Below are 25,218 nucleotides of genomic sequence, written 5' to 3'. Positions count from 1 at the left end.
GGATGAGATGCGCATCAAATAATGGTTTGCTTTCACTGAGGCACACATCTTGCAAAACTATTTCCTTGTTAATACTAAGCAATGTGAGCGAATTATTTGTGGTTTGCTTCGATGTGGGCGTAAACTGACAGCAAACCAAGGAGGACACTGTGTTTCCGATATTATTATTACTCTTTATCTGTGTACCAATTATTGAAATTGGCCTGTTCATTCAAGTGGGTGGCTTTTTAGGCTTGTGGCCGACAATTGGCTTAGTCTTAGTCACGGCTTTTGTTGGGGCGACGTTAGTTCGCAGCCAAGGGTTACAAACGTTGATGTCAGTACAAACGCGCCTTCAGAAAGGTGAAATGCCAGCCCAGCAAATCGTCGAAGGCGTCATGCTTGCGGTATCTGGTGTGTTGTTACTGACTCCTGGCTTCATGACGGATGCGATGGGAATGCTGGTGCTGCTGCCTGCTCCTCGTGCAGCCATTGCCAAATATTTGATGAGCAAAGTTGTGGTGAACACGATGCAAGGTGGCTTCCACCAAGGGCAAGGTTCTCAGGGTGGCTTTCAGTCTCATGACCCGTTTCAGCGTGGTCCATTTGATGGCCAAGGACAAGATAGCAATACCTTTGAAGGCGAATTCGAACGCAAAGATGACAACGATAGAAACAAGTTGAATTGATAGCCTATGTTAACTCGCTTTAAGCTAACGCGGCGACGTTGGAACAACGTGTTAATGGTCGCCATTATTCTCTTTATGGGAGTGATGGCGGCACCAACGCTTATTAAGCAGTACCTTATCTCCCCGCAACCCCAGGCGTACTCTCAAGAGCCCTCTCAAGAGCAATGGTTGCCAGGGATGATTTTAAATCCTAACGATCGCGTCATAGAAATAAACGCGGCGGGGCTACAGCTCTATTTAGAGGATGAGTCATCCTCGGTGGAGCAAGCTCAGTGGCTTGCTATCCCTGAGCGCTTTAACGAGCAGGCGAATCAGTTAGTACTTAACTGGCAAGGGATCCGTGGCACGGTTGTTGATGAGCCTACTTTACAGCGCCTGAAACCTGCCCTTGAAAACCCAGTCACCATTGAAGTGTGGTACCAAGAAGCAGAGGAACCACAACGAGTGACGGCTTATCGACTGGCTCAGTTTTGGTTAATGACCACCTATCAGCAAGAGTGGGTCGCGGTGAGCTTTGATGACGGTGACCTTTTGCCACTCTATTCGAAGTAATAAGGGGTGTGCGAGGTAGTAGACGTTATACGAAGTAATAGACTTTACGCGAAGTAATAGCGTACTAAACAATAGAGGAAGTTATGCCTGAGTTGCCAGAAGTAGAGGTTTCCCGTCTTGGTATTAGCCCGCATCTACTTAATCAAACTATTCAAGAGATTGTCGTTCGCAAGCGCCAGTTACGTTGGATGATCCCAGAAGATATTCATCAGCTACACGGTGAAGCAATTTTAACTATTCGTCGCCGCGCCAAGTATCTGTTGATTGATACAGCGAAAGGTAGCGCGATTATTCACCTAGGGATGTCGGGCAGCTTACGAGTACTTGATACCCCACCACCACCGGAAAAGCACGATCACGTCGACTTGGTATTAAGTAATGGTAAGGTCATGCGTTATAACGATCCTCGCCGTTTTGGTGCATGGTTATGGTGCGCGCCAGGCGAGTCTCATGAGCTTTTGGACAACTGTGGCCCAGAACCACTAACGGATGATTTTTCTGCGCAGTGGATGATGGAGCGGGCTAAAAATAAGCGTGTGGCAGTGAAGACGTTTATCATGACCAATGCGAATGTGGTCGGCGTTGGCAATATCTATGCGAGTGAATCCCTGTTCAGTGCAGGTATACATCCATTAACGGCGACGCACCGCTTGAAAATGTCTGATTGGCAACGGCTTGTCAAAGAGATAAAAGCGATATTAACTCAGGCCATTGCACAAGGTGGCACCACGCTAAAAGACTTCTCCCAAACGGACGGTAAGCCTGGATATTTTGCTCAAGAATTACTGGTGTATGGTCGTGCTGGTGAGCCTTGCAAGCAGTGTGGCGTGGAGATTAAAGAGCAAAAGATTGGCCAGAGAAATACGTTCTTTTGTGAGGTCTGCCAACCAGAACGACAATGAATGAGCGACGCCATGAGGTGAGAGAGCTTGAAGGCTCTATCACTTGATAGGACGAGACAAGTAAAAAGGGCTTACCGTTAGATGACGATAAGCCCTTTTTCGTTATTGGTAGATCCTAGAACCGTCTCTTTGTGTTTCCAGTAAATACAAGTTCCACATATATTGTTCTGGTCTTTCTCTTAGTAAATCTTCAATCGCTTTGTTCATGGCGCGAGCATCAGATTCTTCGTCACCAGTAGGGAAGTCTTCAATCGCCGGAAGGATATGAACTTCATATTGGCTGGTTTTGTCATTGTAGGCCGGTAATACGGGTACCACTTTTGCTCGCGATAACCGAGACATTTTCCCGAAACCTTTTAGTGTTGCTTTCTCAGTTGCAAAGAAAGGGACAAAAACCGAATTTTGTGGGCCATGGTCTTCATCTGGTAACCAATAACCTATGTAGCCATCCTTGATAGAACGCACGAATGGTTTCACACCCGCGCTACGAGCAAAAATTCTGCCACCATACTGCATGCGCTGCACATGCATGAGCCAATCGCCAATTGGGTTGTTCTGTGGCTTCATAATGGTGGTGACTTTATGCCCTTGAGCGGCCAGCATGACCGCTGGGTAATCAACGGCCCACGCGTGTGGTGCCAGTATGATGACGTTTTCTCCGGCATCGAGCAGAGGCAGTAAGTTTTCTTCGCCGATCATTACACCGCGGCTTTGGTTGTGCTTGGTAGAACGTACTAAGAACTCAGAGTAACCCAATAAGTATTGCGCCGCCTTGGCAAAGGTTTCATCAACAATGGCTTGGATTTCTTGTTCCGACTTTTCTGGAAAGCATTTCTCTAGGTTAATACGAGCACGACGTATCACACGACCGTTCTTTTTAACAATGAACGTGGATAAGTAGCGAGCGAAGCGGTCACGAGGTTTAGCAGGAATAAACGCTAACAACGCAGCAAGCAATATTCCTAGCCATGTTCCCCAATGTTTTGGGTGGAGGAAAGACCATTGAAAACGCGGGTCATAGAGGTGCTTCTCGGTATTATTTTGGTTGCTCATAGCACTCCTATAGATAGCGAGAGTTAGTGAGTGAATGATCGGGAAGAGATTTAAAACGCTTGTGCATCCATAGCCATTGCTCTGGTGCTCGCAAGATAATCTCTTCGACATAGTGATTCATATAAGCTGCGGCAGCGACATCGTCTTTTCGAGGGTACTGATCTTCGATAGATTGACCCGCGATGATTTCATACTTGCCATCTGAATTTCGAAAGCCAGACCCCGGCACAATGGCACAGCGACTCGTTTGAGCTAATATGCTGGTGCCTGTCGTTGTACAGGTTTCTTGCACCGCAAAAAAAGGCACGAAAACCGATTTATTGTGACCATAATCCTGATCGGGAAGATAAAACAGGCGGTGACCATGGCGCATAACCTTGATCATTTTTTTTAGATCAGTGCGGTAAATCAGTTGGTTGCCGTTGCGCGTGCGTCCGCGATATTGGATGAACTCGTAGGCTGGGTTACTGTGTGGGCGATAAGCACCATACCCAGGCAGACCTAAGACGGCAAAGGCGCGGGCGGTAATTTCTAGATTCAGGGCGTGTACGCAGCACAAGAGCACCCCTTTATTGTCAGCGTCATGCTGTTTGAGGGCTGTGATGTCTTTGACGACGAGTAAACGTTTAAAACGCCAAGTAGGCCAAAACCAAGTGATACCGGTTTCAATTAGCGCCATACCGGAGTTTTTGAAATTCTCTTCAATAAACGCATCCATCTCTTGTGACGTTTTTTCCGGAAAGGCTAACTCTAGGTTACGACGAGCAATATCGGCGCGTTTGCCTCCAAATCGCATACCAAATTTGCCAATACCACGACCCAATCTGAAGAGTAAGGAATATGGGAGTACATTGACAACGAGGGCGAGTAAGCCAAATCCAAACCAGACACCCCAGTGCTTTGGGTGAAGTAAGGATAGAGTGAAATCGGGTTTCTTATCTATTTTCATAAGGATTACTGTAGTTGCAATTTTAGGAGTGCCCAATATTCATCAAAGGTTGCCGTTGGTGAATATTTAAAATCAGAGCGAACGAATCGGTTCAGGCTGCCTTCAACTTGACCAAGTAGTTGCGCAGCGAGGATCTTATCATCAACAGGGAAGCTTTTTCCTTCGCGAATTTTGCGCTCACGCAAGATTTGACGTAAAGATGTCTCAATTCTTTCGTAGAGCTGATTGATACGGTCGCGTAATCGTTCATTCTCAAACATCAGGGCATGACCGGAAAGTATACGGCTGAGTCCAGGGTTACGCTCGGAAAAAACCAAAATGAGCTGTAAAACAAGCTGAATACGGGTAAGGGTATCTTTTTCTTCGTCTAGGATGCGATTAATACGAGACATGAGCGACTCTTCAATGAACTCAATTAATCCTTCAAACATACGAGCTTTGCTTGGAAAATGACGATAGAGCGCCGCTTCAGACACGCCCACTTGCTTGGCAAGTTTGGCGGTTGTGATGCGAGAGGTTCCTTCGTTTGACTCTAGCATTTGAGCGAGAGCTTGTAAGATTTCCTCTTTTCTATTCGACTTTCTCGTAACGGACATAAATCCTATTCCTTTTGATTACAGCTTTGCCAATTGATCACAAAAAACCTTAAGTAGACGAAATAGTGTACCTAAGGTCATTTTATCCACGTAGGTTTAGATGCTAAATGATTGAGCGAGGTAACAATCTCTGTTCAATTCTCAAGCGTTATCTGGTTTCAGAAGTCACGCGTGCACCTGGCATAAACCTACAGGGTTAGGACGGGCTTTCTATTAAAGTGTCTTGTTAAATCGTGTTCTGCTCGTTCAGGCCGATATTTGATCGGCGATGGTCAGTGCAATGTGATGGCTGAGCTCGAGCTTGGTTGCGCAGCCTAGCGTTTGTTGACCACCATTCCAGTACACGGTAATCGCATTCGTGTCGCTATTAAAGCCTTGTCCTTCCACAGAGACATCATTTGCACAAATCATATCCAGATTCTTACGTTTGAGCTTATCTAACGCGTACGCTTCGACGTCTTGAGTTTCTGCGGCAAACCCAACCGTGAATGGACGAGAGACGGATAACGCGGCAACGGTGGCAATGATATCAGGGTTTTTTACCATAGTGATTTGCATATCATCATTATCGGCCGTCTTCTTGATTTTTTGAGTGGCAATATCAACGGGTCGATAGTCAGCAACAGCAGCGCAACCGATAAAGACATCATGGCTGGTGGCCTGCGTCATGGCGGCTTGATACATATCTTCAGCACTGACCACGTTAATGCGTTTAACGCCGTGTGGCGTTGTCATTGATACGGGACCTGCTATAAGAGTGACATCGGCACCGAGTTGCTGGGCTGCTGCGGCTAATGCGAATCCCATTTTTCCAGAGCTATGATTGGAAATATAGCGCACCGGGTCGATAGCTTCGCGGGTCGGACCTGCCGTAATGACAAAAGATTTTCCGGCTAAAGGTTTAGGGCTAAAGAACTGTTCGCATTTCTCGACGAGTTGCATTGGTTCTAACATGCGACCGGGCCCCACATCACCACAGGCTTGTTCACCCGCTGCCGGACCCCAAATCATCATATTGCGACGAGCAAGTGTCGCGATGTTTTCTTGGGTCGCGACATTAAGATACATCTGTTGGTTCATGGCTGGAGAGACGGCAACAGGGGCATCGGTTGCTAACACTAAGGTTGTCAGTAAGTCATTACCCATACCGGCAGACATTCTGGCGATCAAATCGGCAGTCGCAGGAGCCAATAAAACTAAGTCCGCCCATTTCGCGAGTTCAATGTGTCCCATCGATGCTTCGGCAGCAGGATCAAGTAGGCTGTAAGAGACAGGGCGACCAGAGACAGCTTGCATGGTGAGCGGAGTAATAAACTCTTTGGCTGCGTTTGTCATGACCACCTGAACTTGGGCGCCGCGCTCAATGAGTCGACGAGTCAGATCGGCACATTTATAAGCGGCGATACCGCCACTGATCCCAAGTAGTATTTTCTTTCCCGCCAACGTTTGCATAACTAGCTCCTTAAATTTAGCTGCGGCTAAGATAGCAAATGCGTCCGAATCTCGCTACTTTCAAGCATTTCTCGCGCATTGCTCAGTATAAAGAAACATCATTGTTACAACGAAATAGCGCCCATCTCGCGTCTGGACGTCACCGCGCTATCTTTTTACCTATGATTAGGAAATAACCGACACCTTCATTTATAGAATAAACAGGTGACAGTTATGGGGCTTAAATTGCTACCGCCAGAGTCACTCCCGAGAGAAAAGCTGCTAAAGCAGGGAAGTTCAGCATTAACCGATGCTGAACTGCTGGCTATCTTTTTGCGGACCGGTATCAAGGGTACCAATGTGATTCAGTTATCCGACTCACTCATTAAGAGCTTTGGTTCCTTGCGGGCGCTTTTTTCATCGTCAGCTGAAGACTTTTGCCAGCATAAAGGGTTGGGCGTTGCAAAGTATGTTCAGCTACAAGCGGTGTTGGAAATGAGTAAGCGATATTTGTCCGAGCGGATAGAACGAGGAGATGCGCTGCAAAGTGCTGAGCATACCAAGCATTATTTGACGAGCATGCTTCGAGACCGTCAACGAGAAGCTTTCTATGTGTTGTTTTTGGATAATCAGCATCGTGTCATTGCTGATGAAGTGATGTTTGAAGGCACGATTAATGCCGCGTCAGTGTATCCAAGAGAGGTAGTGAAGCGTGCGCTTACCCATAATGCTGCTGCGGTGATACTTGCTCACAACCATCCCTCTGGCATTGCTGAGCCTAGCCAAGCGGATCGGCGAATAACTAGACGGTTATCTGATGCATTAGGTTTGGTGGACATTAGAGTATTAGACCATTTTGTGGTGGGAGAGGGAGAAGTGGTATCATTTGCTGAAAGAGGCTGGATTTGAGCGGGTTAGGCGAAATATTAACTTTTTATTGTAATATCTGTGAGACGGGTCTTTTGTTTTGATATTTTTCTGCTATTATTCGCGCACTAAAAGTATCATCTAACGCCAGCTCGCAGCAAAAAGATCAACAAATCCTAAAAAAGGATCTGTTCGGGTCTTGAGCAATGCATTGCAAGTTAGTATAATGCGCGACCTTTGATAGCCTTGTATGGGTATTCCATAATGGTAAGGCCTCTTGTATTTGAGGTTCGGCCACCAAGGTTGATATCGAGCTGAAACGATTTGGAGAGACATTCATGTCCCGAGTATGCCAAGTAACTGGTAAGCGTCCTGTAACGGGTAACAACCGTTCACACGCACGAAATGCTACCAAGCGTCGTTTTCTGCCGAACCTACAAACTCATCGTTTCTGGGTAGAAAGCGAAAAACGCTTTGTTAAACTACGTCTAACCGCTAAAGGTATGCGTATCATTGATAAGAAAGGCATCGATGCTGTTCTTGTTGACGTACGTGCCCGTGGCGAGAACGTTTAAGAGGAATTACGCAAATGGCTAAAGGCATTCGTGAGAAAATTCGTCTAGTATCTTCTGCAGGTACAGGACACTTCTACACTACTGACAAAAACAAGCGCAACATGCCAGGTAAATTTGAGATCAAGAAATTTGATCCAGTTGTTCGCCAGCACGTTATGTACAAAGAAGCTAAAATCAAGTAATTGATTGGTTTCAATTTGTCATGTAATGAAAACCCAGCTTTTAGCTGGGTTTTTTATTGCCTGTTGTAAAGGTAATACTAAAGCGTAGAGCTTGGTTGCTACCTTTGCTCTTGCAATTAGCTTGCCCCTTGAAAATCAAACTGACGCCAAGCTTCGTAAGCGATAATAGCCACCGCATTGGATAAGTTCAGGCTTCGTGCATCAGGCATCATTGGGATTCGAATGCGCTGCTCCATAGGTAGACTATCGATAAGGTCTGCGGGCAATCCGCGAGTTTCTGGACCAAATAACAGCACGTCTCCTTCCTTAAAGTTAGCATCGGTATGATGCCCCGTTGTTTTTGTCGTACATGCAAATATACGATGCTCAGGATTATGCTCATCTAAGTAGGCAATAAACGCGGCATAGTCCTTGTGTCGCTTTACACGGGCTAAATCATGATAGTCCAGCCCTGCACGCCTCACTTTTTTCTCTTCAAGATCGAAGCCTAGTGGCTCAATGAGGTGTAGGTTGGCACCACAATTGGCACTTAGACGGATTATATTACCGGTATTAGGGGCGATCTCTGGCTCGTAGAGTGCGATATCAAACATAACGTGACTTCTCACTATTTCTAAATATGGCGAGAGTATACCTTATGTCATTGGCAATGTGTTCAAGGGGAGTGACGGTGAGTTCGAGGTTTTAGCCTCGCGGTAAGGGAAGCTAAAAGCCCTATGCTAATGGATGTGTCTAGCATAGGGCGATGCGCGATCTAATTTAGGTTGTTAGATTTTGTCGCTCACAGCAAGGGTTGCTGCGAGCATATCGTGGCCAAAGATCACGCTGCGTTCAGGCGACCAACCATAAAGTGGGTCAGGGTAGCTGTTGTTGTCCTTGAATGGCATTTCAATCGTGTATGACAAACAGTGAAATTGCTCTGCTACCCAATTGGAACCGACGGTAAGGTTGGCTTTGCCTGGTTCGTCTTTGTCGTAGCCAATGTCATCTTGGAATTCAGGCGTTATCGTTAATAATGCCTGTTTGAAGGTCGACTCTAACTCGGCAAACGCGGCATCGTAACTAGGGATACCTTCAGAGCCAGCAGCAAAATTATAAGGGATGGCTTCGTCGCCATGGATGTCGAGGAACATATCCACACCCGTTTGGAGCATACGTTCACGGACTAGGAAGACCTCTGGACTTTGCTCCATTGAAGGGGCTTGCCATTCACGGTTGAGGTTAACCCCTACAGCGTTGGTTCTTAAGTGCCCACGAATGCTACCATCTGGGTTCATATTAGGGACGATATACAGAACGGCTTTTTCTAGTAATGCGCGGCTCACGGTATCACTGTCATCAAGTAAACGCTGGATCATACCTTCAATGAACCATTCCGCCATGCTTTCACCGGGGTGCTGACGTGCAATGACCCAGATTTTCTTTTTCCCTTCTTCTGGTTCACCAAAGGTCAGCAGGCTCATATCGTTATTGTCTAATGTATGACCAAGCGTTTCTAATGTGCAATGGTGTTCGCTTTGTGCCATATGCAATAAATCTTGATGGCGGTCATAGGTGTAGGGCGCAAAATAAGCAAAGTAAATAGAGCCATGCTCAGGGATGACATTAAATGAGAGCGTGTCACCATCAAATTCAGCGGGAATACGAAACCACTCTTCGCGATCATAAGACGCAACCACATCATAGCCTTTCCAACCTTCAGGGTAGGCTGATTTAGCCAAGTCAATAAGCTTGATAGTATGCGACTGCTCCGGTGTCGTTTCTAGACGGAAGTGAAACCATTGATAGAATTCAGATTGATTATCGTTATTGATACGTAGTTGAATATCATCTTTACTATCAGCGTTGACAACCGAAATGTTGCCACTGTCGAAGTTACTAAAAATTTTCATTGGAGTTGATACCTTATAGGCTAAGCAATGACTGCGAGGCTACCACAAAGATAGCAGAATCTATATCGCTTGATAGGGCTATTTGGGTCTTAGGCCAAAGGCAGCTCTACACGCATCTTAAGTCCACCCAATGCGCTACGCGAAGCCACGATCTGACCGTTGTGTTGCAGAATAGCGCTTTGTGTTATTGCTAGCCCAAGTCCCGTCCCTCCAGAGTCTCTATCTCGCGCGGTCGATACGCGATAGAAAGGTCGGAAAATATCGTTCAACTCATCTTCTGGGACGCCGGAACCATCATCTTCAACCGTGATGCGTAGGCTCTCTGCGTGTTGCTGAATATCGACATTAATAACTGAATCGCCATAACGAATGGCATTGCGAATGATGTTTTCGATAGCACTCATCAGTAATTTGGGATTTCCACATACGCTGGCCTCAGGGATCGCGGAAAATGTGAGTTTCTTATTCATCTGTTCAGCTTCGAATTGCGCATCATCTAAGATCGCTTCCCATAAGCTACTTGCAGGTTGATTTTCACGAACACTATGGCTGTCAGTGCTCATTCTTGAGAGCTCAAGCAGCTCGCATATCATTTGTTCTAAACGCTGTGCTTCAGTATCTATTCTAGAGAGTTCTGAGCTTTCTCCCTGTTTACGAGTAGCCAAAGCCGTCGCCATACGTAGGCGAGTTAATGGTGAGCGTAACTCATGCGAAATGTCGGACAGTAATCGTTGTTGACCGGAAATCATTTGGTTTACGGCCGCCACCATTTGATTAAAGCTGGCACCGGCTTGTTTAAATTCGGAGGTGCCTTTTTCTAAGCTCGGATCAGGCTTGAATTCCCCTTTCGCGACCCGTTTTGCTGCGCGTTCTAGGCGTCTTGCGGGTTGTGTCAGTGCCCATGCAAGCCACAACAACAATGGTGTACTCACGGCCATAACCACGAGCAGTAGCTGGAACGGCTTATCAAACATTCGCAGTAAGAAAGGTGGTGGTTGGTTCCACTTTAAACCAATGAATAATTGTAACTTTTTCTCGGCAAGAGTGATGGGTACAGGGCCAGCAAGCATATATTTGCCATAGAGTTTTTGCATCGGCTTTTGTGGTGATTCGACCGAGGTGATGAAATTTTTCAGGGCTTTTATTTTAAAGTCTTCATGACGTTGTGTGCTTAAAATATTACCGTCCATATCCGCAAGAAACAGCCGCGCGCCATTAGAATTTCGGTGGTTGTTTGTTTGCGTGGGCGGCTTATCAAAGCGATAAATGATTTTGCCTAGATTATTTTGACCATCGAAGCGCTTTTCGACGCTATCGCGTAATTTGTATAGCCGTTCAAGGTGCTCACCTTGAACTTCACGAGCGACGCGTGGATCGAGGTGAGGTAAAGAGAGGACGGCGATAAGTACCAGCAACATGGTAAACCAGAAAATAGCAAAAATTCGGCCATATAGGCTGGTAAAATTCGGCAGCTTCATCATCACTCCTTAACCAGTAGGTAGCCTCGGCCACGTAGCGTCTTGATTCTAGGCTTACCATCTTGTTTTTCTGGCAATTTTTTTCTTAAGTTGGAGACATGCATATCCACTGCGCGATCAAAGGCGGATAGTCGCTTTCCTAATACATCCAGGCTGAGCGCTTCCTTTGTCAGGGTTTCACCTGGCTTTAAGACGAAGTAATGCAGTAAGGCAAACTCGGTGCTGGTTAGGTCTATTGCTTGACCTTGGCATGTGGCTTCTTGCTTACCGGGGAAAACCTCAATGTCGTCAAAGCAAACGCTATCTCGACTCGGCTCTGCTTGTATTGATTGCGTTCGACGTAAGATAGCCTTAATCCGCGCCAGAAGCTCTCTATCGCTAAAGGGCTTAGGAAGGTAATCATCAGCACCGAGTTCAAGGCCAATCACACGGTCTATCTCTTCGCCTTTGGCGGTGAGCATTAACACTGGCGTTTGCCATGTTTCTCGGAGTTTTTTCAATGTGTCCATACCATTGAGGCGTGGCATCATGACGTCCATTAACACAAGATCGATATCGTGGTTCATCGCCTCCAATCCGGCTAAGCCGTCATTGGCCTCGCTAACCTGAAACCCTTCAAAGCTCAATATGTCTTTCAATAAGCTGGTGAGTTCGGTGTCGTCATCAATAATCAGAATATTCATCATGGGGCATCTCTCAAAAACTAACTGCGTGCTAATAATAATGCGTTAATTATTGTAAATATCTATCTTTACGATTCTTTACGCTCTACATGCGTTACTTTACGTACTAAGTTCTATTCTATACTCAAGCGCTGCAAAGCAAATGGATGCAAACGCAGCTATCCTCAAAAAAACAAAGGTATTGATTATGAAATTAGCAAAAAAACTTGTTCTTGTAGCTGCGGTACTTCCACTTACTTTCGCAACAGCGAGCGCATTCGCTTATGGTGGCAAAGGTGGACATCATGGTAAAGGTGGTGATGGCCAGTGTGGTGGATTCGACCGTAAAGTGTTTAGCCAGTTAGATTTGACAGACGCACAGAAAGAGCAAATGAAAGAGATGCGTCAGTCTATGAAATCTGAGATGAAGGCAAAGCGTGGCGAGAACGTAGGGTCGAAAACGGCAGAAATGCAGGCTCGTCATCAAAAAATGCAAGATGTTGTTCTAGCCGATACATTTGATGCCGCCGCAGCCAACGAACTCGCTTCTGAGATGGTCGCTAAGCAAACGGAGCGTCGCGTTAAAATGATGGAAAAGCAGCATGAAATGCTCAGCATCTTGACGCCAGAGCAAAAAACTAAGCTGAAAGAAGTACAGCAAGAGCGTATGCAAAAGTGCGTAAGCAAAATGGAATCAAAAGCGGCAAAGTAATGCTGATACGGTAAATTTTGTTCACTTAGCTTCACTGTGAATGCATTTTAAAAGTGGCCAATTGGCCACTTTTTCTATTTTTGTCACTAATAATAAGTATACTTGCGTCATGTTGAGCTAAAACGTCACGGAAGATGAAAAACAGTTACGCAAGACTCGTCACAATGGCAGCCTGGGCTGCAACCATCATTGCCACGTTTTTATTGATTACCAAAATTATCGTGTGGTGGACAACGGGCTCCGTGAGTTTGTTGGCTTCCGTGATTGATTCCTTTCTTGATATTGCCGCCTCAGTCGTCAACTTAATCGTCGTGAGGTATGCGCTTCAGCCCGCAGACAAAGAACATACTTTTGGCCATGGTAAGGCGGAGTCTCTCGCAGCGTTGGCGCAGGCGATGTTTATTTCTGGTTCGGCTTGTTTTCTTATTCTTAACGGGGTGGACCACTTTTTTAGGCCAACCGAACTGCGTTCGCCAGAGCTGGGCATTTACGTCAGCCTCTTTGCTTTAGTGGTGACCTCTGGCTTGGTGGCTTTTCAGCGCTACGTGGTTAAAAAAACCGGCAGCCAAGCCATTGCGGCTGATTCGTTACATTATCAAACCGATATCTATATGAATGCCGCTATCATGTTGGCGCTTGGCTTGAGTTGGTATGGTATTGGTCAGGCCGACTCCGTCTTCGCAATCGGCATTGGTGTGTTTATTTTGGTTAGTGCGTTTAAAATGGTGTACACCGCCGTTCAATCGCTACTTGACCGACAGCTACCAGAGGAAGAGTTACAGAAAATCCGACAAATTACTATCGAAGTAGAAGGGGTGTTGGGTGTTCATCAGCTAAGAACCCGTATGTCTGGTCCGGTGCGTTTTATTCAGTTACATCTTGAGTTACAGGATTTAATGCCACTGATCGAAGCCCATAGGATTGCTGATGAGGTAGAAGCAAGGTTGATTAAAGCGTTTCCCGAAGCGGATGTACTCATTCATCAGGACCCATACTCTGTGGTCATTAAAGAAGAAAAACAGCAGTTAGAAGCGGATTGGTAGAGAAGACCTCAAAGGTGACTGGCTACGTGTGTGGCGTAACGAAAATTGATTGTCTAATCTTAGGGCTCATGATAAAAAAGTGTGATTCTGATGTGAATCAACACAATTTAGCCTATAAACTGTAATACTCTTACATAAGTAATAAAGTTACGTCGTCAATGTTTTGGGGAACAAGGGCGATTTTACGTAGTTGAGGCGCTGAAACAGTAGCGGAAGCGATGTAAACGTAGCGAAAACAATAAGAATTCCGTATGTCGCGAAGTGCGGCATACTTAAATTGAAAATTAGATTGCTAAATCGAGGGTGAGCATGATTAAGAAAATCGGTGTTTTGACAAGTGGTGGTGATGCACCTGGTATGAATGCAGCTGTGCGCGGTGTGGTTCGTACGGCTTTGTCAGAAGGCGTAGAGGTATACGGTGTTTACGACGGTTATTTAGGTCTTTATGAAGATCGTATTAAGAAACTAGATCGCTCTAGTGTGTCTGATGTTATTAACCGTGGTGGTACATTTCTAGGCTCAGCACGTTTCCCAGAATTTAAAGAAGTCGAAGTTCGCGAAAAAGCGATTGAAAACTTGAAGAAGCACGGCATTGAAGCGCTAGTGGTTGTAGGTGGTGACGGCTCTTACATGGGAGCGAAAAAACTGACTGAAATGGGCTATCCATGTATCGGTCTGCCGGGCACTATTGATAATGATATTGCAGGTACAGATTACACGATCGGTTACCTAACAGCATTGAACACGGTGATTGACGCGATTGACCGTCTACGTGATACCTCGTCTTCTCACCAGCGTATCTCTATCGTAGAAATCATGGGTCGTCACTGTGGTGACCTAACACTGATGTCGGCAATTGCAGGTGGCTGTGAGTACATCATTACACCAGAAACGGGTCTTGATAAAGAGCAACTGATTAGCAATATCAAAGATGGTATCGCTAAGGGTAAGAAGCACGCCATTATCGCATTAACAGAGCTGATGATGGATGCGAATGAGCTAGCTAAAGAAATCGAAGACGCGACAGGCCGTGAAACGCGTGCAACGGTTCTTGGTCATATTCAACGTGGTGGTCGTCCTACCGCGTTTGACCGAGTGCTTGCGTCTCGCATGGGCAACTACGCAGTACACCTATTGATGGAAGGTCATGGTGGACGTTGTGTTGGTATCCAGAAAGAGATCCTAGTTCATCACGATATCATTGATGCAATCGAAAACATGAAGCGCCCTGTACGCGATGATTTATACAAGGTTGCTGAAGAGTTGTTCTAATCGATAGTTCACCACAGAGTTTTGTTCACTTCTATTCTCGGAGTGAACATACTGTTGGAGAGCAAGATTAGACATAAAAAAACCGCTGATTAATCAGCGGTTTTTTTATGTCTAATCCAATAGATGGCGTCGCTACTGACGCTCATCTATAGAGCAATAAGCTTATGCTTTTGCTTTTGCAGCCGCTTTCGCGATAGCTGCAAAGCTTTTCGCGTCTAGTGCAGCACCGCCAACTAGAGCACCATCGATGTCTGGTTGTGCGAAGTAAGCTTCAGCATTTTCAGGCTTAACAGAACCGCCGTATTGGATCACAACGTTCTTCGCTACTTCTTCGCTTTTTGCTGCGATGTGTGCACGAATAGAAGCGTGGATACGTTGAGCATCATCAGCCGTTGCTGCTTTACCAGTACCGATAGCCCAGATTGGCTCGTATGCGATGATTGCACCGTTAAGCGCTTCAACACCTGAATTGTTGATGACTGCGTCGATTTGACGAGCACATACCGCTTCAGTTTCGCCTGCTTCGTTTTGAGCTTCAGATTCACCGATACAGAAAACTGGTGTTAGACCATTTTCTTTTAGGAACGCAAATTTCTGAGCAATGAACTCGTCAGATTCGTTGTGGTATTGACGACGCTCAGAGTGGCCAATGATGATGTGAGTTGCGCCAAAATCTTTAAGCATTTCTGGAGACATATCACCAGTGAAAGCACCACTGTTGTTCACGTCAGTGTTTTGAGCACCAAGGATAATCGCGCTACCAGCATCTGTAAGCGTGCGCTCTGCAAGATCCACGTAAAGTGCTGGTGGAGCAACGGCTACATCAACGCCAGTTACGCCTTCAAGTTCCGCATTAAGTGCAGTAAGCAAGTCCGTGACCATTGCTTTGCTGCCGTTGAGTTTCCAGTTACCCATCACTACAGGTTGACGCATAAGATTTTCTCCAAAATCAATGTTTTTAAAAGTACGAATGTAAAAAACAAACGTGAATACGAAAGAATATAACAGATAAATTCATGTAGATCATGATTGGAGTCATGACTTTCTCGCTTTCATGAATCGTTGTGAGTATGGCCAGCATCGTGACTTGGTAAACAGAATAATAGATTAGTTCTCGGAATTTTCCCTCTAGCTTGCTATACCTTGTCGCTTAGCTCTCAATTCAAAGGAAAGATGATGCCAAATCTGGTAATGGAATATTCAAACACGGCTGATCAACGGTTGAATATACAAGGCTTATTGGAGGACTTGCATCAAGTTACGCTACACTGTGGCTTGTTTGAAATGGACTCCGTTAAGTCTCGCTCTCTACGCTGCCATAACTGGCTTATTGGAGAGCACGGTGACAGTGAAGATTTTGTGCATATTAGCTTCGAACTTCTGTCGGGGCGAACAGAAGAACAAAAGCGAGAGCTGTCGAGAAAGCTGATGGACGTTCTGAAACAACAAGCTGGGCATCTGAAGAGCTTGACGGTGAACATAAGGGATATGGATAAGTCCTGTTTCCAAAAAATCAGTCAGTAAAGTAGGAATTGATCATGTCGTTTAAATCACTGCTATTTTCGTCACAGGGGCGAGTTGGGCGCAAAACGTTTTGGGTATGGAACGTTTGTTATTATCTGAGCATTTTGGGTTTTGCACAAGGCATGAACGTGTTAGCGCCTGGCGCTATCCAGATTTTATTACCGGCATTTTTGCTGATTATTTTGATCCCCGACTTACTCATAACCGCAAAACGATGGCATGACCGTAATAAGTCGAGCTGGTGGCTACTGCTGAATATTCCTTTGGTAATAGGGCGATTAAGCCTACCTACTCTAGATCCCGCTACCGCGGCGCAACCTTCATTACTGCAGAATATAATCTCTTTAGCGGCGATAGGCTGTGGGTTGTGGATTCTAGTTGAGTGTGGCTTTTTGAAAGGGACGTCCGGCGACAATCAATTTGGTAAAGATCCGGTCTAACTACGGTTTTTTCTAACCATCAAAGGGAAGCGTGTGCTTCCTTTTTTATCGCCAGTCTTCTTTTTTATTGAAAGGTAAAATGGTCGCCGTCGGTTGATTATCGTTCAATTCACCGTTGAGGGCTTGTGAGAACTTTACAAATTGTCGATGCAGCTCTTGTCGCAATAGTACGTTAGCATGAATAGGATTATTGGCGCGCTTAAGTACTCGCTCAATGTGAGACTGTTGTGCGTGCAGCCGAGGTTGCATTTCCGTTGAACAAGACTCAATAAGTTCCTGACACAGGTTTTGACGTAAGCGACTAAGTTGTTCGGGGTTGTGTTTTGCCATTGCCGCAAGTTCATCGAAAGACGGTAGGGTAAGTGGATCAGCCATAATTCATCCTCATCTAACATTGCTCCATGCATGTACAAAGAGGTTAGGAGGTATTGATCAAAGTCACAGTTTAATTGCGTGCTGTCTCAATAATAAGACACAGAGAACTTACTGCTGAGTGAAGCGATAGACGCAGCGTCGAGCGCCAGAAACGATATGCTCATCACGTTCGACAAGAGTGTCTTCACCAACGAGAGACTGGAAGACATTGAGTTCGGATTGGCATAGTGCTTTGCATCGGCTGGCTGCTTTACAAATAGGGCAGTGGTTTTCAATCAGAATAAAGCTTGAATGGTCTTTTTGATACTCCGCCATGTAGCCATCTTTCTCACGTAATTCAGTGAGTTTTATGATTTTACTTTCGAGATCGCTGAGCCCTATTAACTGCTCTTCATAGTTAGCTAGGGTGTTCAATTCACGCTCTTTTGCTACTCTTTCTAGCCCTTCGGCGCCAAAAACAGTCTCAATCGCATCAATAAATTGAACGGTAAGATCGGCGTGTCTATCAGAGAAGTTCGCATGACCTTGGTCGGTTAAAGACCAGTGGCGGTTAGGGCGCCCGACTTTGACTTTTACATCTTCAATGTGCAATAGGCCATCATTTTCAAGAGATTGAAGGTGTTGCCTCGCTCCCATGGTTGTGATGTTGAGCCGTTGTGCAACGTGCTTCGCCGTGACCGCACCTTCGCGCTTGATGATATCAATGATGTGGTCAGTCGCTTTCATGTCTTTGCCCGGTCGTTCATGGTGTAGTGAGAATCAATAACTGACGCTATTATGGCCGATAAGCTTTATAAAGCAAATTATTTACTATCAAGCAGATGGCAACAAAAAAGCGCTGCTATTGCAGCGCTTTTTGTTAACGTATCGACACTACAGGATAATGCCTCTAATCTCAGGGTCTTTTCGCTCTAGATAATGGATTGATTTAATACGACGAATGGTACGACAACGACCGCGAATCAGCAGTGTTTCGGTCGTAGCAATATTACCTTGGCGTGTAATACCCTCGAGAAGATCACCTTTAGTGATACCGGTTGCTGAGAAAACCACATTGTCACTACGCGCCATATCTTCCATGCGTAGTAAAACATTGGCTTTAACGCCCATTTCTTTACAGCGTTCTAACTCAAGCTCACCCGCTTTACGGTTCTCTTCGCTGTCGCCTTTGACTTCATGGCGAGGAAGTAAGCGTGCGTGCATGTCGCCATCGAGTGCGCGAATAACCGCAGCCGATACCACACCTTCTGGTGCACCACCAATGCAGTACATCACGTCAACTTCACTGTCTGGCATACACGTTAGAATCGATGCTGCCACATCACCGTCTGGCACAGCAAAGACACGAACCCCCATGGCTTGCATTTCAGCAATAACGTTATCGTGGCGAGGTTTCGCTAACGTGGTGACAACAAGTGTGTCCAGTGACTTACCAAGCGCGGCAGCGATATTTTTTAAATTATCGGTAAGCGATAGGTCTAGATCGATAGCCCCTTTTGCGCCAGGACCAACAACCAGTTTTTCCATATACATATCAGGCGCTTTTAAAAAACTGCCTTTTTCTCCAGCGGCGAGCACAGCTAAGGCATTTGATTGCCCCATTGCTGTCATACGAGTCCCTTCAATAGGGTCTACTGCGATGTCAACGGCGTCGCCACCAATGCCAACCTGTTCACCAATGTACAGCATTGGCGCATCATCAATTTCACCTTCACCGATAACGATTTCACCACTGATGTCAGTTTTGTTCAGTAAGGTACGCATCACTTCAACGGCCGCACCGTCAGCGGCATTTTTATCGCCACGTCCTAACCATTTATAACCAGCCAGAGCGGCACCTTCGGTAACTCGTGAAAAAGCCATCGCTAAATCGCGCTTCATATTGACTCCAATAGATGAAAGTTGACAAAAGAATTTACGGCGCGAATTTTAACATACCAAGAAGGAAACGTTTGCTTTTTTGTTTGATACTGCGCAAAGCAGCGCGTGGTTATCGGATTTTTTATTGAAATAAACGTAAGAGACATTGAAAGATAAGGTTTAGGGGAGGTTTATCGATATCGATTAAAGACTTCTTTTGTTAGTTTACGTCGTTTTTTTGACCGAATAGTGAAAAATCTGCAATATAGGGCGTGTCTATCTTCTCTAGGCTGAGTAGAATGGGGCAACATAGAATGAAGCTATTTCATTACATAGAATTTAACAAGGTAGGCCGAGATGTCTTTTGAAGTACTGGAACAACTAGAAGCAAAAATTCAAACTGCAGTTGACACTATCGCTCTTCTTCAAATGGAAGTTGAAGAGTTGAAGGAAGAGAAAGTTCAACTGACTAGTCAAGCAGACGAGCTACGTAGCAGCCGTGAAGAACTTGAGCAAAAGGCTGAAGTTATGCAGCGTGAACACACGCAATGGCAAGAACGCATCCGCAACCTACTTGGTAAAATGGACGAAGTAGAATAAGGCGTCAGCCCCTTAGATTTACGAAAAGCACTCCCTGTGAGTGCTTTTTTTGTATTTAGTTGGTCGAACCAGTCAGACTATTGCGATCTCACGCTTTCGCTCACAATTTGAACACGTATACTAGCGCAAAACAGGCAAAGGATAATTGACAATGAAAACGCGTGATAAAATAGTGCATGCCGCCCTAGAGTTATTCAATTCAGACGGTGAACGTAATGTGACGACCAACCATATCGCTGCTTATATCGAGATCAGTCCCGGTAACCTGTATTACCATTTCAGCAACAAGCAAGAAATTGTCCGCGATATTTTTACGCTCTATTCTCAAGAACTGATCGAACGATTTACGCCGGTTCAAGGACAGCAAGAAAGCTTGGCGTTACTAAAGCATTATCTTAATTCGATTTTCACTCTGATGTGGAAGTACCGTTTTTTCTACGCTAATTTGCCAGAGATCTTACAGCGCGATGAAAAGCTGCATGAAGAGTACATCGTGGTGCAAGAGAGACTTCAAGGCAATTTAGTTAATATACTTCGTGCCTTTGTTGATTTTGAATTGCTGTGCTTAAACGAGAAAGAATTAAAGTCCATGGTGATGACATTACATATGATGGCTGTGGGGTGGTTGAGTTACCAATCTGCGATGTCTCCGAAGACTAAAATCACTGAAGAGGTGATTCAGCAAGGGATGCTGCATATGATTAATGTGGTAAAACCCGTAGCGACCCCCAAAGGTCAAGAGCAACTCGCGCTGCTTGAAGATGGCGTTAAAATGATGGGTGGAGCGATTAACTAGTTATCCACGACGCGTCGTTCACTCATGTCATATAGCCAATTGGTATTTCAATAAACCCTGCTGTCAAAGTAGGGTTTATTGTTATTTAGTCGCAAAGATTTCAGATGAAAGGACGCAAGATGCACTACGATGTTTTTAATGGCGATGCGGATGGAATATTGTCGTTGTTACAACTGAGACTGTCGGAACCCAGAGCCAGCGAACTCATCTCTGGTATTAAACGTGACATTGCGTTGCTTGAACGTGTTTCGATCCAAGAGGCGAGCTCGGTGACAGTGCTTGATATCTCAATGGATAAAAATAGAGCGGCACTCAATACCCTGCTCGCCCAGAAAATCCCTGTCACCTATATTGATCACCACAAGGCCACTGAGCCACCAGAATCGGCATATTTGAGTAGTCATATTAATTTAGATGCCAACACCTGTACGGCCTTGATTGTCAATGAACAATTGGCGGGTCAGCATCAATTATGGGCAATCACGGCGGCGTACGGAGATAATATGATTGCCAGTGCGGAGTCATTGGCAGATAAAGAAAATCTCAACGATGTTGATAGGCATTTTTTGTGTCAATTAGGCACCTTAGTTAACTACAATGGCTACGGAGAAAAATTGGAGGATTTACATATTTCTCCGGTGGATTTATACCAACAGCTATTAAACTATCGAACCCCTTTTGAATGCAGAGAAGATATCCATTCCCCTTATCACGTATTGTTAGCGGCATTTGAAAAAGATCAGTCGGCGTTAAGCCAAGCGACCACGTTGTTTGATTCTGCCACGCTTCAAGTTGTGTCGTTACCAGCGACAGCAGCGGCAAGACGTATGTCAGGAACATATATTAATGGGCTCGCCAACCTAAACCCTTCGCGTGCGCATATTACGTTAGTCGAGCGAGAGTTAAGAGGGGCTGATGGGCAAGTTTGTTATACCGTGTCAGTGCGCGCCCCATTGAACAATAAGCAAGGTGCGGCGGCAATTTGCAGTCAGTTTGATACCGGGGGAGGGCGAGAAGCCGCGGGTGGGATTAACCAGTTACCGCGAGCGTGCATTCAGACATTGATTGATACGGCGCTCGCTTACTATCAACAATAGGATGTCGGTTAAGGTTTATCGGTGACAGACTATCATGAGGTTTACCCGTGCGGCGGTGTGGAGCTAGCGTTTTAGCCAGCTTTTTGGATTTTGAACTTTACTGTTGCGACGAATCTCAAAATAGAGTGAGGCTCTTGATTGCCCACCGGTGTCACCCGCCAGCGCGATGGTTTCTCCAGCGGAGACTTTATCCCCTTCTTTTTTGAGTAGCGTCTGATTGTAGCCATAGAGAGTCATGTCACCTTTGCCGTGATCGAGCAACACAACCAGCCCATATCCACGTAAGTAATCAGCAAAGACGACCGTACCCGAATAGACAGATTTGATGGGAGTGCCGTATTGAGCTGAAATGACCATGCCTTTCCAACTCGCTTGGCCTGCTTGCTTAGTGCCAAAGTTATGTAAAACGCTGCCTTTGATTGGCCATGGCAATTTGCCTTTTTGTCTGGCAAGTCCATCCATTGGCACTTGATTACGTTTGGCGGCTTTAGCAATTTCGGCCTTTAGGCGGGTCTCATTACGTTGCAACTCAGTTAAATAGGTTTTGTCACCAGAGATGCTTTTCTTAATTTTACTGAGAGTACTTTTCCGGCTGCGTTGGTTTTTTGCCAATGCATCGCGTTTGTCTTTTTGCTGTTGAAGCAATTGAGCGATTTGGTTGCGCTCTAATTCAAGGGCTCTTTCACTTTCGACAAGTTGTTGTTCCGTGGTAGTCAGTTGTTCTAAAGTGTCGGCTCTAGCGCTAGCAAGATGCTGATAGTATTGGCTGATACGGTCGTCTTTGGAGTCATGGTTAAACATGCTCGAAGTATTACGGTTTTGCTTGGTGATGTAATACGTCTGTACGAGCTCAGCTAATATTTTTTGCTGAGTCTTTTTTTGTTCGGTAAGGGCGATAACGCGCTGATGCAGGTTATCAATGTTCTGGTTTGCTGTGGCCAGTTGTGAGGTGGTGGATTGGATGTTTTTTTCAATGTTCGAGATGCCTATCTCTTGCTCGCGTAACGACTTTTGCAGTTTATCTAATTCTTTTTGTTGCTGGCTTAACCCTTGCTGTTGGCGCTTTATTTCACTTTTAACACCAGAAAGTTCATTTTGGCTCGCGGCGCTGTTTAGCGGTGTAATAGCTGTAGCAACACCAATAATGAGCGTCGTGAGAGCAACAAGGAGGTGCGTCTTGTGATTAGAGTGCATGTCGTATCCGCTGAGAAAAGAGGGCAAGTCCGTCTTAGCTCCTACTTTATTGAAAAGCGATAATAGGTGCAAGCATACAAAAACGCCGACGCATAAGCATCGGCGTTTTATCAGACTTGTGTCATTACTTTACAAGAATGTCGCCTGACATTTCTGCAGGAATGTTCATGCCTGTCATTGAAAGCATAGTTGGTGCTAAATCAGACAATTTACCGCCTTCTTTAAACTCAATGTCCTTGCTACCAATATAGATAAGAGGAACTGGAAGGTTGGTATGAGCTGTGTGGGTGCCGCCAGTGACTGGGTCAACCATCATTTCCGCATTACCATGGTCTGCCGTGATCAGCATTTGACCATCGACTTCTTTGATTGCTTCAACGATTTTTGCAACGCTTGCATCTAGAGCTTCAATCGCTTGCTCTGCTGCTTCGTAAACGCCAGTGTGACCAACCATATCTGCGTTTGGATAGTTACAGATGATCGTGTCGTATTTACCCGACTTGATAGCCGCAACCATTTTCTCAGTTAGCTCTTCAGAGCTCATCTCTGGCTGTAAGTCATACGTCGCTACTTTTGGAGAGGCAACAAGTTGACGCTCTTCGCCGTCAAATTCGTTCTCTACACCACCATTGAAGAAGAAAGTCACGTGTGCGTACTTCTCTGTTTCAGAGATACGTAGCTGAGTTTTCCCTTCTTTAGATAGCCATTCGCCGTAGGTGTTTTCTAGAGATGCTGGTGGGAATGCGCATAGCAGAGGGATGTCTGCTGCGTATTGCGTTAGCATAACAAAATCAACCGCTGGGAATGCTTTACGCTCAAAGCCTTCAAATGCAGGAACGAATGCACGAGTGATTTCGCGAGCACGGTCAGCACGGTAGTTCATGAAGATAACTGCATCGCCATCAACGATAGCAGCAGACTCTTGACCTTCTGCGCGTAGTTCGGTTGGCGCGACAAACTCATCGTTTTCTTCACGAGCGTAAGCGGCTTCTAGACCAGCAACAGCCGAGTCAAACGTGTAAGCACCTTCGGCTTGAGTAAGCAGGTCGTAGGCTTTTTCAACGCGATCCCAGTTGTTGTCACGATCCATTGCATAGTAACGACCAACAAGAGAAGCAACACGGCCTTTACCAAGCTCTGCAAAGAGTTCTTCAAAGCGTTTTAGTGAACCTTCAGCACTGCGTGGTGGCGTATCACGACCATCTAGGAAGCAGTGTAGGTAGATTTTTTCAGCGCCACGCTCAGCAGCCATTTTAACGGCAGCGTAAATGTGGTCTTCGTGAGAGTGAACACCACCTGGAGACATTAGACCCATTAGGTGAACGGCTTTACCAGCAGCGATGGCTTTATCCATTGCTGCGGCAATGGTCTCGTTTTGACCAAATTCACCGTCAGCGATAGATTTAGTAATACGTGTCAGGTCTTGGTAGACCACTCGGCCGGCACCAATGTTGGTGTGACCCACTTCTGAGTTACCCATTTGACCATCTGGAAGACCGACGTCCATACCAGATGCTGAAATAAGTGTGCGTGGATTGTTTGCCCACAAGCCGTCCATTACTGGAGTTTTTGCGTTGTTGATAGCGTTGCTTGCGTTATCTTCACGGTATCCCCAACCGTCAAGAATGACTAGAGCCATAGGCTTCTTAGCTGACATAGTTATAACCTCGTTGAATCTAAAATAACTTTACTGAAAACAAATTAGCGTAATTTTACTACACTTTTTAACCAAAACAGTAGTGGCAGATCAAATATTGTTTGTGATTACCGTAGCTTGTTTTCAGTTTTTTGAAAGTTAATTGCACACATTTGTTGTTGTAGTGGGGTAATCATAGACGCTATACGTCATTGATTCCTTAAATGCTCAGCTATTATTAGCGCAGAGGTGGTGATGTTGACTAATCGCTTTTCACTATTGCTGCAATAGCGAAAGAAGGATCTCAATTATTTATTCGAAACAAGTTCCCCCCTCGCCAGAGGGCGGCGAAGCCGTTATACTCCTCGTCTGATTTCATCTTCAACTAATTAAGAGCGCTAGCTATGCAAGAGTACTTAGATTTTTTACAACAAAATATGATCATGGCCGTGGTTTGGGCCGCACTTTTTGTTGCTCTGATTGCCAACTTCGTGAAGTCTGCCAATGCAGCGTACAAAGAGATTTCAGCCGCGCAAGTGACTCAAATGATGAACCATGACAGCGCACTCGTTGTGGACATTCGTTCAAAAGACGATTTCAAACGTGGTCACATTACTGACGCTGTTAACGTACTTCCTTCTGATATCAAAGCAGAATCAACGCCTAGCCTTGAAAACAAAAAATCAGACCCAATCATTGTGGTATGTAAGACGGGTCAGACTGCACAAGAAAGTGCAAACTTGCTTGCTAAGTCAGGTTTTGAACAGGTTTATGTGCTTAAAGGCGGCCTGTCAGCTTGGAGCGAAGCAAACCTGCCACTGATTAAAGGTAAGAAGTAACCCTAGTAATTGAGCATTTTCGC

General features: G+C 45.5%; 29 protein-coding genes. 15 read left to right on the top strand and 14 right to left on the bottom strand.

Annotation, left to right across the window (positions count from 1 at the left end; translation table 11 throughout):
* Nucleotides 1–149: 149 nt before the first annotated feature.
* The 3 genes from M9196_RS17005 (at nt 150) to mutM (ending at nt 2,122) form a co-directional block, all read left to right on the top strand.
* Nucleotides 150–668 carry an FxsA family protein gene (locus tag M9196_RS17005; protein WP_250618709.1) on the top strand — a complete coding sequence of 173 codons (519 nt, stop codon included), beginning with the start codon at nt 150–152 and terminating at the stop codon, nt 666–668.
* A 6-nt stretch (nt 669–674) separates the two neighbouring features.
* The gene (locus M9196_RS17000) at nt 675–1,220 is read left to right on the top strand and encodes a hypothetical protein (RefSeq protein ID WP_250618708.1); all 546 of its coding nucleotides are present in this window, start codon (nt 675–677) and stop codon (nt 1,218–1,220) included.
* Between the two features lie 83 nt (nt 1,221–1,303).
* Nucleotides 1,304–2,122, top strand: a complete 819-nt coding sequence (gene mutM, locus M9196_RS16995) for a bifunctional DNA-formamidopyrimidine glycosylase/DNA-(apurinic or apyrimidinic site) lyase (RefSeq protein WP_250618707.1) — start codon at nt 1,304–1,306, stop codon at nt 2,120–2,122.
* Nucleotides 2,123–2,224: 102 nt separating this feature from the next.
* Here mutM and lpxM read toward each other — a convergent pair whose 3' ends face one another.
* From lpxM to coaBC, 4 genes are all read right to left on the bottom strand, one after another.
* The gene (gene lpxM, locus M9196_RS16990; RefSeq protein ID WP_250618706.1) at nt 2,225–3,175 is read right to left on the bottom strand and encodes a lauroyl-Kdo(2)-lipid IV(A) myristoyltransferase; all 951 of its coding nucleotides are present in this window, start codon (nt 3,173–3,175) and stop codon (nt 2,225–2,227) included.
* 7 nt (nt 3,176–3,182) lie between these two features.
* Nucleotides 3,183–4,124, bottom strand: a complete 942-nt coding sequence (gene lpxL, locus M9196_RS16985; protein WP_250618705.1) for an LpxL/LpxP family Kdo(2)-lipid IV(A) lauroyl/palmitoleoyl acyltransferase — start codon at nt 4,122–4,124, stop codon at nt 3,183–3,185.
* Between the two features lie 5 nt (nt 4,125–4,129).
* On the bottom strand, nt 4,130–4,720 hold the full coding sequence (gene slmA / locus M9196_RS16980; RefSeq protein WP_250618704.1) for a nucleoid occlusion factor SlmA: 591 nt from the start codon (nt 4,718–4,720) through the stop codon (nt 4,130–4,132).
* 246 nt (nt 4,721–4,966) lie between these two features.
* The gene (gene coaBC / locus M9196_RS16975) at nt 4,967–6,172 is read right to left on the bottom strand and encodes a bifunctional phosphopantothenoylcysteine decarboxylase/phosphopantothenate--cysteine ligase CoaBC (RefSeq protein WP_250618703.1); all 1,206 of its coding nucleotides are present in this window, start codon (nt 6,170–6,172) and stop codon (nt 4,967–4,969) included.
* Between the two features lie 213 nt (nt 6,173–6,385).
* On the opposite strand from coaBC, the gene radC reads away from it, so the two are divergent.
* The 3 genes from radC to rpmG all read left to right on the top strand — a co-directional run bounded on the left by radC (nt 6,386) and on the right by rpmG (nt 7,775).
* Nucleotides 6,386–7,060 carry a RadC family protein gene (gene radC / locus M9196_RS16970; RefSeq protein ID WP_250618702.1) on the top strand — a complete coding sequence of 225 codons (675 nt, stop codon included), beginning with the start codon at nt 6,386–6,388 and terminating at the stop codon, nt 7,058–7,060.
* 296 nt (nt 7,061–7,356) lie between these two features.
* Nucleotides 7,357–7,593 carry a 50S ribosomal protein L28 gene (rpmB, locus tag M9196_RS16965; protein ID WP_076589033.1) on the top strand — a complete coding sequence of 79 codons (237 nt, stop codon included), beginning with the start codon at nt 7,357–7,359 and terminating at the stop codon, nt 7,591–7,593.
* A 14-nt stretch (nt 7,594–7,607) separates the two neighbouring features.
* Entirely contained in the window at nt 7,608–7,775 is a 168-nt protein-coding gene (rpmG, locus tag M9196_RS16960) for a 50S ribosomal protein L33 (RefSeq protein ID WP_002535344.1), read from the top strand.
* A 116-nt stretch (nt 7,776–7,891) separates the two neighbouring features.
* On the opposite strand, the gene M9196_RS16955 is transcribed toward rpmG, so the two are convergent.
* The 4 genes from M9196_RS16955 to M9196_RS16940 form a co-directional block, all read right to left on the bottom strand.
* On the bottom strand, nt 7,892–8,368 hold the full coding sequence (locus M9196_RS16955; protein WP_250618701.1) for a tRNA (cytidine(34)-2'-O)-methyltransferase: 477 nt from the start codon (nt 8,366–8,368) through the stop codon (nt 7,892–7,894).
* Between the two features lie 174 nt (nt 8,369–8,542).
* Nucleotides 8,543–9,667, bottom strand: a complete 1,125-nt coding sequence (locus M9196_RS16950; RefSeq protein ID WP_250618700.1) for a M14 family metallopeptidase — start codon at nt 9,665–9,667, stop codon at nt 8,543–8,545.
* An 89-nt stretch (nt 9,668–9,756) separates the two neighbouring features.
* Nucleotides 9,757–11,145 (bottom strand): envelope stress sensor histidine kinase CpxA, encoded by a 1,389-nt coding sequence (gene cpxA / locus M9196_RS16945; protein WP_250618699.1) that lies wholly within the window; start codon nt 11,143–11,145, stop codon nt 9,757–9,759.
* Nucleotides 11,146–11,147: 2 nt separating this feature from the next.
* Nucleotides 11,148–11,831, bottom strand: coding sequence for a response regulator (locus M9196_RS16940; protein ID WP_250618698.1), 684 nt, complete (start codon nt 11,829–11,831; stop codon nt 11,148–11,150).
* A 184-nt stretch (nt 11,832–12,015) separates the two neighbouring features.
* Here M9196_RS16940 and M9196_RS16935 point away from each other — a divergent pair, with 184 nt between their 5' ends.
* From M9196_RS16935 to pfkA, 3 genes are all read left to right on the top strand, one after another.
* On the top strand, nt 12,016–12,519 hold the full coding sequence (locus M9196_RS16935; RefSeq protein WP_250618697.1) for a CpxP family protein: 504 nt from the start codon (nt 12,016–12,018) through the stop codon (nt 12,517–12,519).
* A 134-nt stretch (nt 12,520–12,653) separates the two neighbouring features.
* Nucleotides 12,654–13,562 (top strand): CDF family cation-efflux transporter FieF, encoded by a 909-nt coding sequence (gene fieF / locus M9196_RS16930; protein WP_250618696.1) that lies wholly within the window; start codon nt 12,654–12,656, stop codon nt 13,560–13,562.
* A 309-nt stretch (nt 13,563–13,871) separates the two neighbouring features.
* Complete coding sequence (gene pfkA, locus M9196_RS16925; protein ID WP_250618695.1) at nt 13,872–14,834, top strand: 6-phosphofructokinase; 963 nt, start codon at nt 13,872–13,874, stop codon at nt 14,832–14,834.
* A gap of 162 nt (nt 14,835–14,996) precedes the next feature.
* On the opposite strand, the gene tpiA is transcribed toward pfkA, so the two are convergent.
* The gene (tpiA, locus tag M9196_RS16920) at nt 14,997–15,767 is read right to left on the bottom strand and encodes a triose-phosphate isomerase (RefSeq protein ID WP_250618694.1); all 771 of its coding nucleotides are present in this window, start codon (nt 15,765–15,767) and stop codon (nt 14,997–14,999) included.
* A gap of 243 nt (nt 15,768–16,010) precedes the next feature.
* Between tpiA and M9196_RS16915 the strand changes: the two genes are divergently transcribed.
* Both M9196_RS16915 and M9196_RS16910 read left to right on the top strand, forming a co-directional pair.
* Nucleotides 16,011–16,358, top strand: a complete 348-nt coding sequence (locus M9196_RS16915; protein WP_250618693.1) for a 5-carboxymethyl-2-hydroxymuconate Delta-isomerase — start codon at nt 16,011–16,013, stop codon at nt 16,356–16,358.
* Nucleotides 16,359–16,372: 14 nt separating this feature from the next.
* Entirely contained in the window at nt 16,373–16,798 is a 426-nt protein-coding gene (locus tag M9196_RS16910) for a DUF805 domain-containing protein (protein ID WP_250618692.1), read from the top strand.
* Between the two features lie 45 nt (nt 16,799–16,843).
* On the opposite strand, the gene M9196_RS16905 is transcribed toward M9196_RS16910, so the two are convergent.
* The 3 genes from M9196_RS16905 to glpX all read right to left on the bottom strand — a co-directional run bounded on the left by M9196_RS16905 (nt 16,844) and on the right by glpX (nt 19,054).
* The gene (locus tag M9196_RS16905; protein WP_250618691.1) at nt 16,844–17,173 is read right to left on the bottom strand and encodes a DUF3135 domain-containing protein; all 330 of its coding nucleotides are present in this window, start codon (nt 17,171–17,173) and stop codon (nt 16,844–16,846) included.
* Between the two features lie 108 nt (nt 17,174–17,281).
* Nucleotides 17,282–17,899 carry a helix-turn-helix transcriptional regulator gene (locus tag M9196_RS16900; protein WP_250618690.1) on the bottom strand — a complete coding sequence of 206 codons (618 nt, stop codon included), beginning with the start codon at nt 17,897–17,899 and terminating at the stop codon, nt 17,282–17,284.
* A gap of 147 nt (nt 17,900–18,046) precedes the next feature.
* Nucleotides 18,047–19,054 carry a class II fructose-bisphosphatase gene (gene glpX, locus M9196_RS16895; RefSeq protein WP_250618689.1) on the bottom strand — a complete coding sequence of 336 codons (1,008 nt, stop codon included), beginning with the start codon at nt 19,052–19,054 and terminating at the stop codon, nt 18,047–18,049.
* 336 nt (nt 19,055–19,390) lie between these two features.
* Here glpX and zapB point away from each other — a divergent pair, with 336 nt between their 5' ends.
* From zapB to M9196_RS16880, 3 genes are all read left to right on the top strand, one after another.
* A complete protein-coding gene (gene zapB / locus M9196_RS16890; RefSeq protein ID WP_250618688.1) occupies nt 19,391–19,633 on the top strand; it encodes a cell division protein ZapB in 243 nt (80 codons plus the stop codon).
* Between the two features lie 151 nt (nt 19,634–19,784).
* The gene (locus tag M9196_RS16885) at nt 19,785–20,429 is read left to right on the top strand and encodes a TetR/AcrR family transcriptional regulator (RefSeq protein WP_250618687.1); all 645 of its coding nucleotides are present in this window, start codon (nt 19,785–19,787) and stop codon (nt 20,427–20,429) included.
* Between the two features lie 119 nt (nt 20,430–20,548).
* Complete coding sequence (locus M9196_RS16880; RefSeq protein ID WP_250618765.1) at nt 20,549–21,526, top strand: DHH family phosphoesterase; 978 nt, start codon at nt 20,549–20,551, stop codon at nt 21,524–21,526.
* Nucleotides 21,527–21,589: 63 nt separating this feature from the next.
* On the opposite strand, the gene M9196_RS16875 is transcribed toward M9196_RS16880, so the two are convergent.
* Both M9196_RS16875 and gpmM read right to left on the bottom strand, forming a co-directional pair.
* Nucleotides 21,590–22,720 carry a murein hydrolase activator EnvC family protein gene (locus M9196_RS16875; RefSeq protein WP_250618686.1) on the bottom strand — a complete coding sequence of 377 codons (1,131 nt, stop codon included), beginning with the start codon at nt 22,718–22,720 and terminating at the stop codon, nt 21,590–21,592.
* A gap of 124 nt (nt 22,721–22,844) precedes the next feature.
* Nucleotides 22,845–24,377, bottom strand: a complete 1,533-nt coding sequence (gene gpmM, locus M9196_RS16870) for a 2,3-bisphosphoglycerate-independent phosphoglycerate mutase (RefSeq protein ID WP_250618685.1) — start codon at nt 24,375–24,377, stop codon at nt 22,845–22,847.
* Nucleotides 24,378–24,760: 383 nt separating this feature from the next.
* On the opposite strand from gpmM, the gene M9196_RS16865 reads away from it, so the two are divergent.
* Nucleotides 24,761–25,195 (top strand): rhodanese-like domain-containing protein, encoded by a 435-nt coding sequence (locus M9196_RS16865; RefSeq protein WP_250618684.1) that lies wholly within the window; start codon nt 24,761–24,763, stop codon nt 25,193–25,195.
* Nucleotides 25,196–25,218 lie beyond the last annotated feature (23 nt).

This window comes from Vibrio methylphosphonaticus, assembly GCF_023634655.1.
Classification (GTDB): domain Bacteria; phylum Pseudomonadota; class Gammaproteobacteria; order Enterobacterales; family Vibrionaceae; genus Vibrio; species Vibrio methylphosphonaticus.
This window is presented reverse-complemented; position numbering and strand designations above follow the sequence as displayed.

Excerpts from the sequence above, each read along its gene's own strand:
- M9196_RS17000 (WP_250618708.1), top strand. The coding sequence starts at position 675 with ATGTTAACTCGCTTTAAGCTAACGCGGCGACGTTGGAACAACGTGTTA.
- mutM (WP_250618707.1), top strand. The coding sequence starts at position 1,304 with ATGCCTGAGTTGCCAGAAGTAGAGGTTTCCCGTCTTGGTATTAGCCCG.
- lpxM (WP_250618706.1), bottom strand. The coding sequence starts at position 3,175 with ATGAGCAACCAAAATAATACCGAGAAGCACCTCTATGACCCGCGTTTT.
- lpxL (WP_250618705.1), bottom strand. The coding sequence starts at position 4,124 with ATGAAAATAGATAAGAAACCCGATTTCACTCTATCCTTACTTCACCCA.
- slmA (WP_250618704.1), bottom strand. The coding sequence starts at position 4,720 with ATGTCCGTTACGAGAAAGTCGAATAGAAAAGAGGAAATCTTACAAGCT.
- coaBC (WP_250618703.1), bottom strand. The coding sequence starts at position 6,172 with ATGCAAACGTTGGCGGGAAAGAAAATACTACTTGGGATCAGTGGCGGT.
- radC (WP_250618702.1), top strand. The coding sequence starts at position 6,386 with ATGGGGCTTAAATTGCTACCGCCAGAGTCACTCCCGAGAGAAAAGCTG.
- rpmB (WP_076589033.1), top strand. The coding sequence starts at position 7,357 with ATGTCCCGAGTATGCCAAGTAACTGGTAAGCGTCCTGTAACGGGTAAC.
- rpmG (WP_002535344.1), top strand. The coding sequence starts at position 7,608 with ATGGCTAAAGGCATTCGTGAGAAAATTCGTCTAGTATCTTCTGCAGGT.
- M9196_RS16955 (WP_250618701.1), bottom strand. The coding sequence starts at position 8,368 with ATGTTTGATATCGCACTCTACGAGCCAGAGATCGCCCCTAATACCGGT.
- M9196_RS16950 (WP_250618700.1), bottom strand. The coding sequence starts at position 9,667 with ATGAAAATTTTTAGTAACTTCGACAGTGGCAACATTTCGGTTGTCAAC.
- cpxA (WP_250618699.1), bottom strand. The coding sequence starts at position 11,145 with ATGAAGCTGCCGAATTTTACCAGCCTATATGGCCGAATTTTTGCTATT.
- M9196_RS16940 (WP_250618698.1), bottom strand. The coding sequence starts at position 11,831 with ATGATGAATATTCTGATTATTGATGACGACACCGAACTCACCAGCTTA.
- M9196_RS16935 (WP_250618697.1), top strand. The coding sequence starts at position 12,016 with ATGAAATTAGCAAAAAAACTTGTTCTTGTAGCTGCGGTACTTCCACTT.
- fieF (WP_250618696.1), top strand. The coding sequence starts at position 12,654 with ATGAAAAACAGTTACGCAAGACTCGTCACAATGGCAGCCTGGGCTGCA.
- pfkA (WP_250618695.1), top strand. The coding sequence starts at position 13,872 with ATGATTAAGAAAATCGGTGTTTTGACAAGTGGTGGTGATGCACCTGGT.
- tpiA (WP_250618694.1), bottom strand. The coding sequence starts at position 15,767 with ATGCGTCAACCTGTAGTGATGGGTAACTGGAAACTCAACGGCAGCAAA.
- M9196_RS16915 (WP_250618693.1), top strand. The coding sequence starts at position 16,011 with ATGCCAAATCTGGTAATGGAATATTCAAACACGGCTGATCAACGGTTG.
- M9196_RS16910 (WP_250618692.1), top strand. The coding sequence starts at position 16,373 with ATGTCGTTTAAATCACTGCTATTTTCGTCACAGGGGCGAGTTGGGCGC.
- M9196_RS16905 (WP_250618691.1), bottom strand. The coding sequence starts at position 17,173 with ATGGCTGATCCACTTACCCTACCGTCTTTCGATGAACTTGCGGCAATG.
- M9196_RS16900 (WP_250618690.1), bottom strand. The coding sequence starts at position 17,899 with ATGAAAGCGACTGACCACATCATTGATATCATCAAGCGCGAAGGTGCG.
- glpX (WP_250618689.1), bottom strand. The coding sequence starts at position 19,054 with ATGAAGCGCGATTTAGCGATGGCTTTTTCACGAGTTACCGAAGGTGCC.
- zapB (WP_250618688.1), top strand. The coding sequence starts at position 19,391 with ATGTCTTTTGAAGTACTGGAACAACTAGAAGCAAAAATTCAAACTGCA.
- M9196_RS16885 (WP_250618687.1), top strand. The coding sequence starts at position 19,785 with ATGAAAACGCGTGATAAAATAGTGCATGCCGCCCTAGAGTTATTCAAT.
- M9196_RS16880 (WP_250618765.1), top strand. The coding sequence starts at position 20,549 with ATGCACTACGATGTTTTTAATGGCGATGCGGATGGAATATTGTCGTTG.
- M9196_RS16875 (WP_250618686.1), bottom strand. The coding sequence starts at position 22,720 with ATGCACTCTAATCACAAGACGCACCTCCTTGTTGCTCTCACGACGCTC.
- gpmM (WP_250618685.1), bottom strand. The coding sequence starts at position 24,377 with ATGTCAGCTAAGAAGCCTATGGCTCTAGTCATTCTTGACGGTTGGGGA.
- M9196_RS16865 (WP_250618684.1), top strand. The coding sequence starts at position 24,761 with ATGCAAGAGTACTTAGATTTTTTACAACAAAATATGATCATGGCCGTG.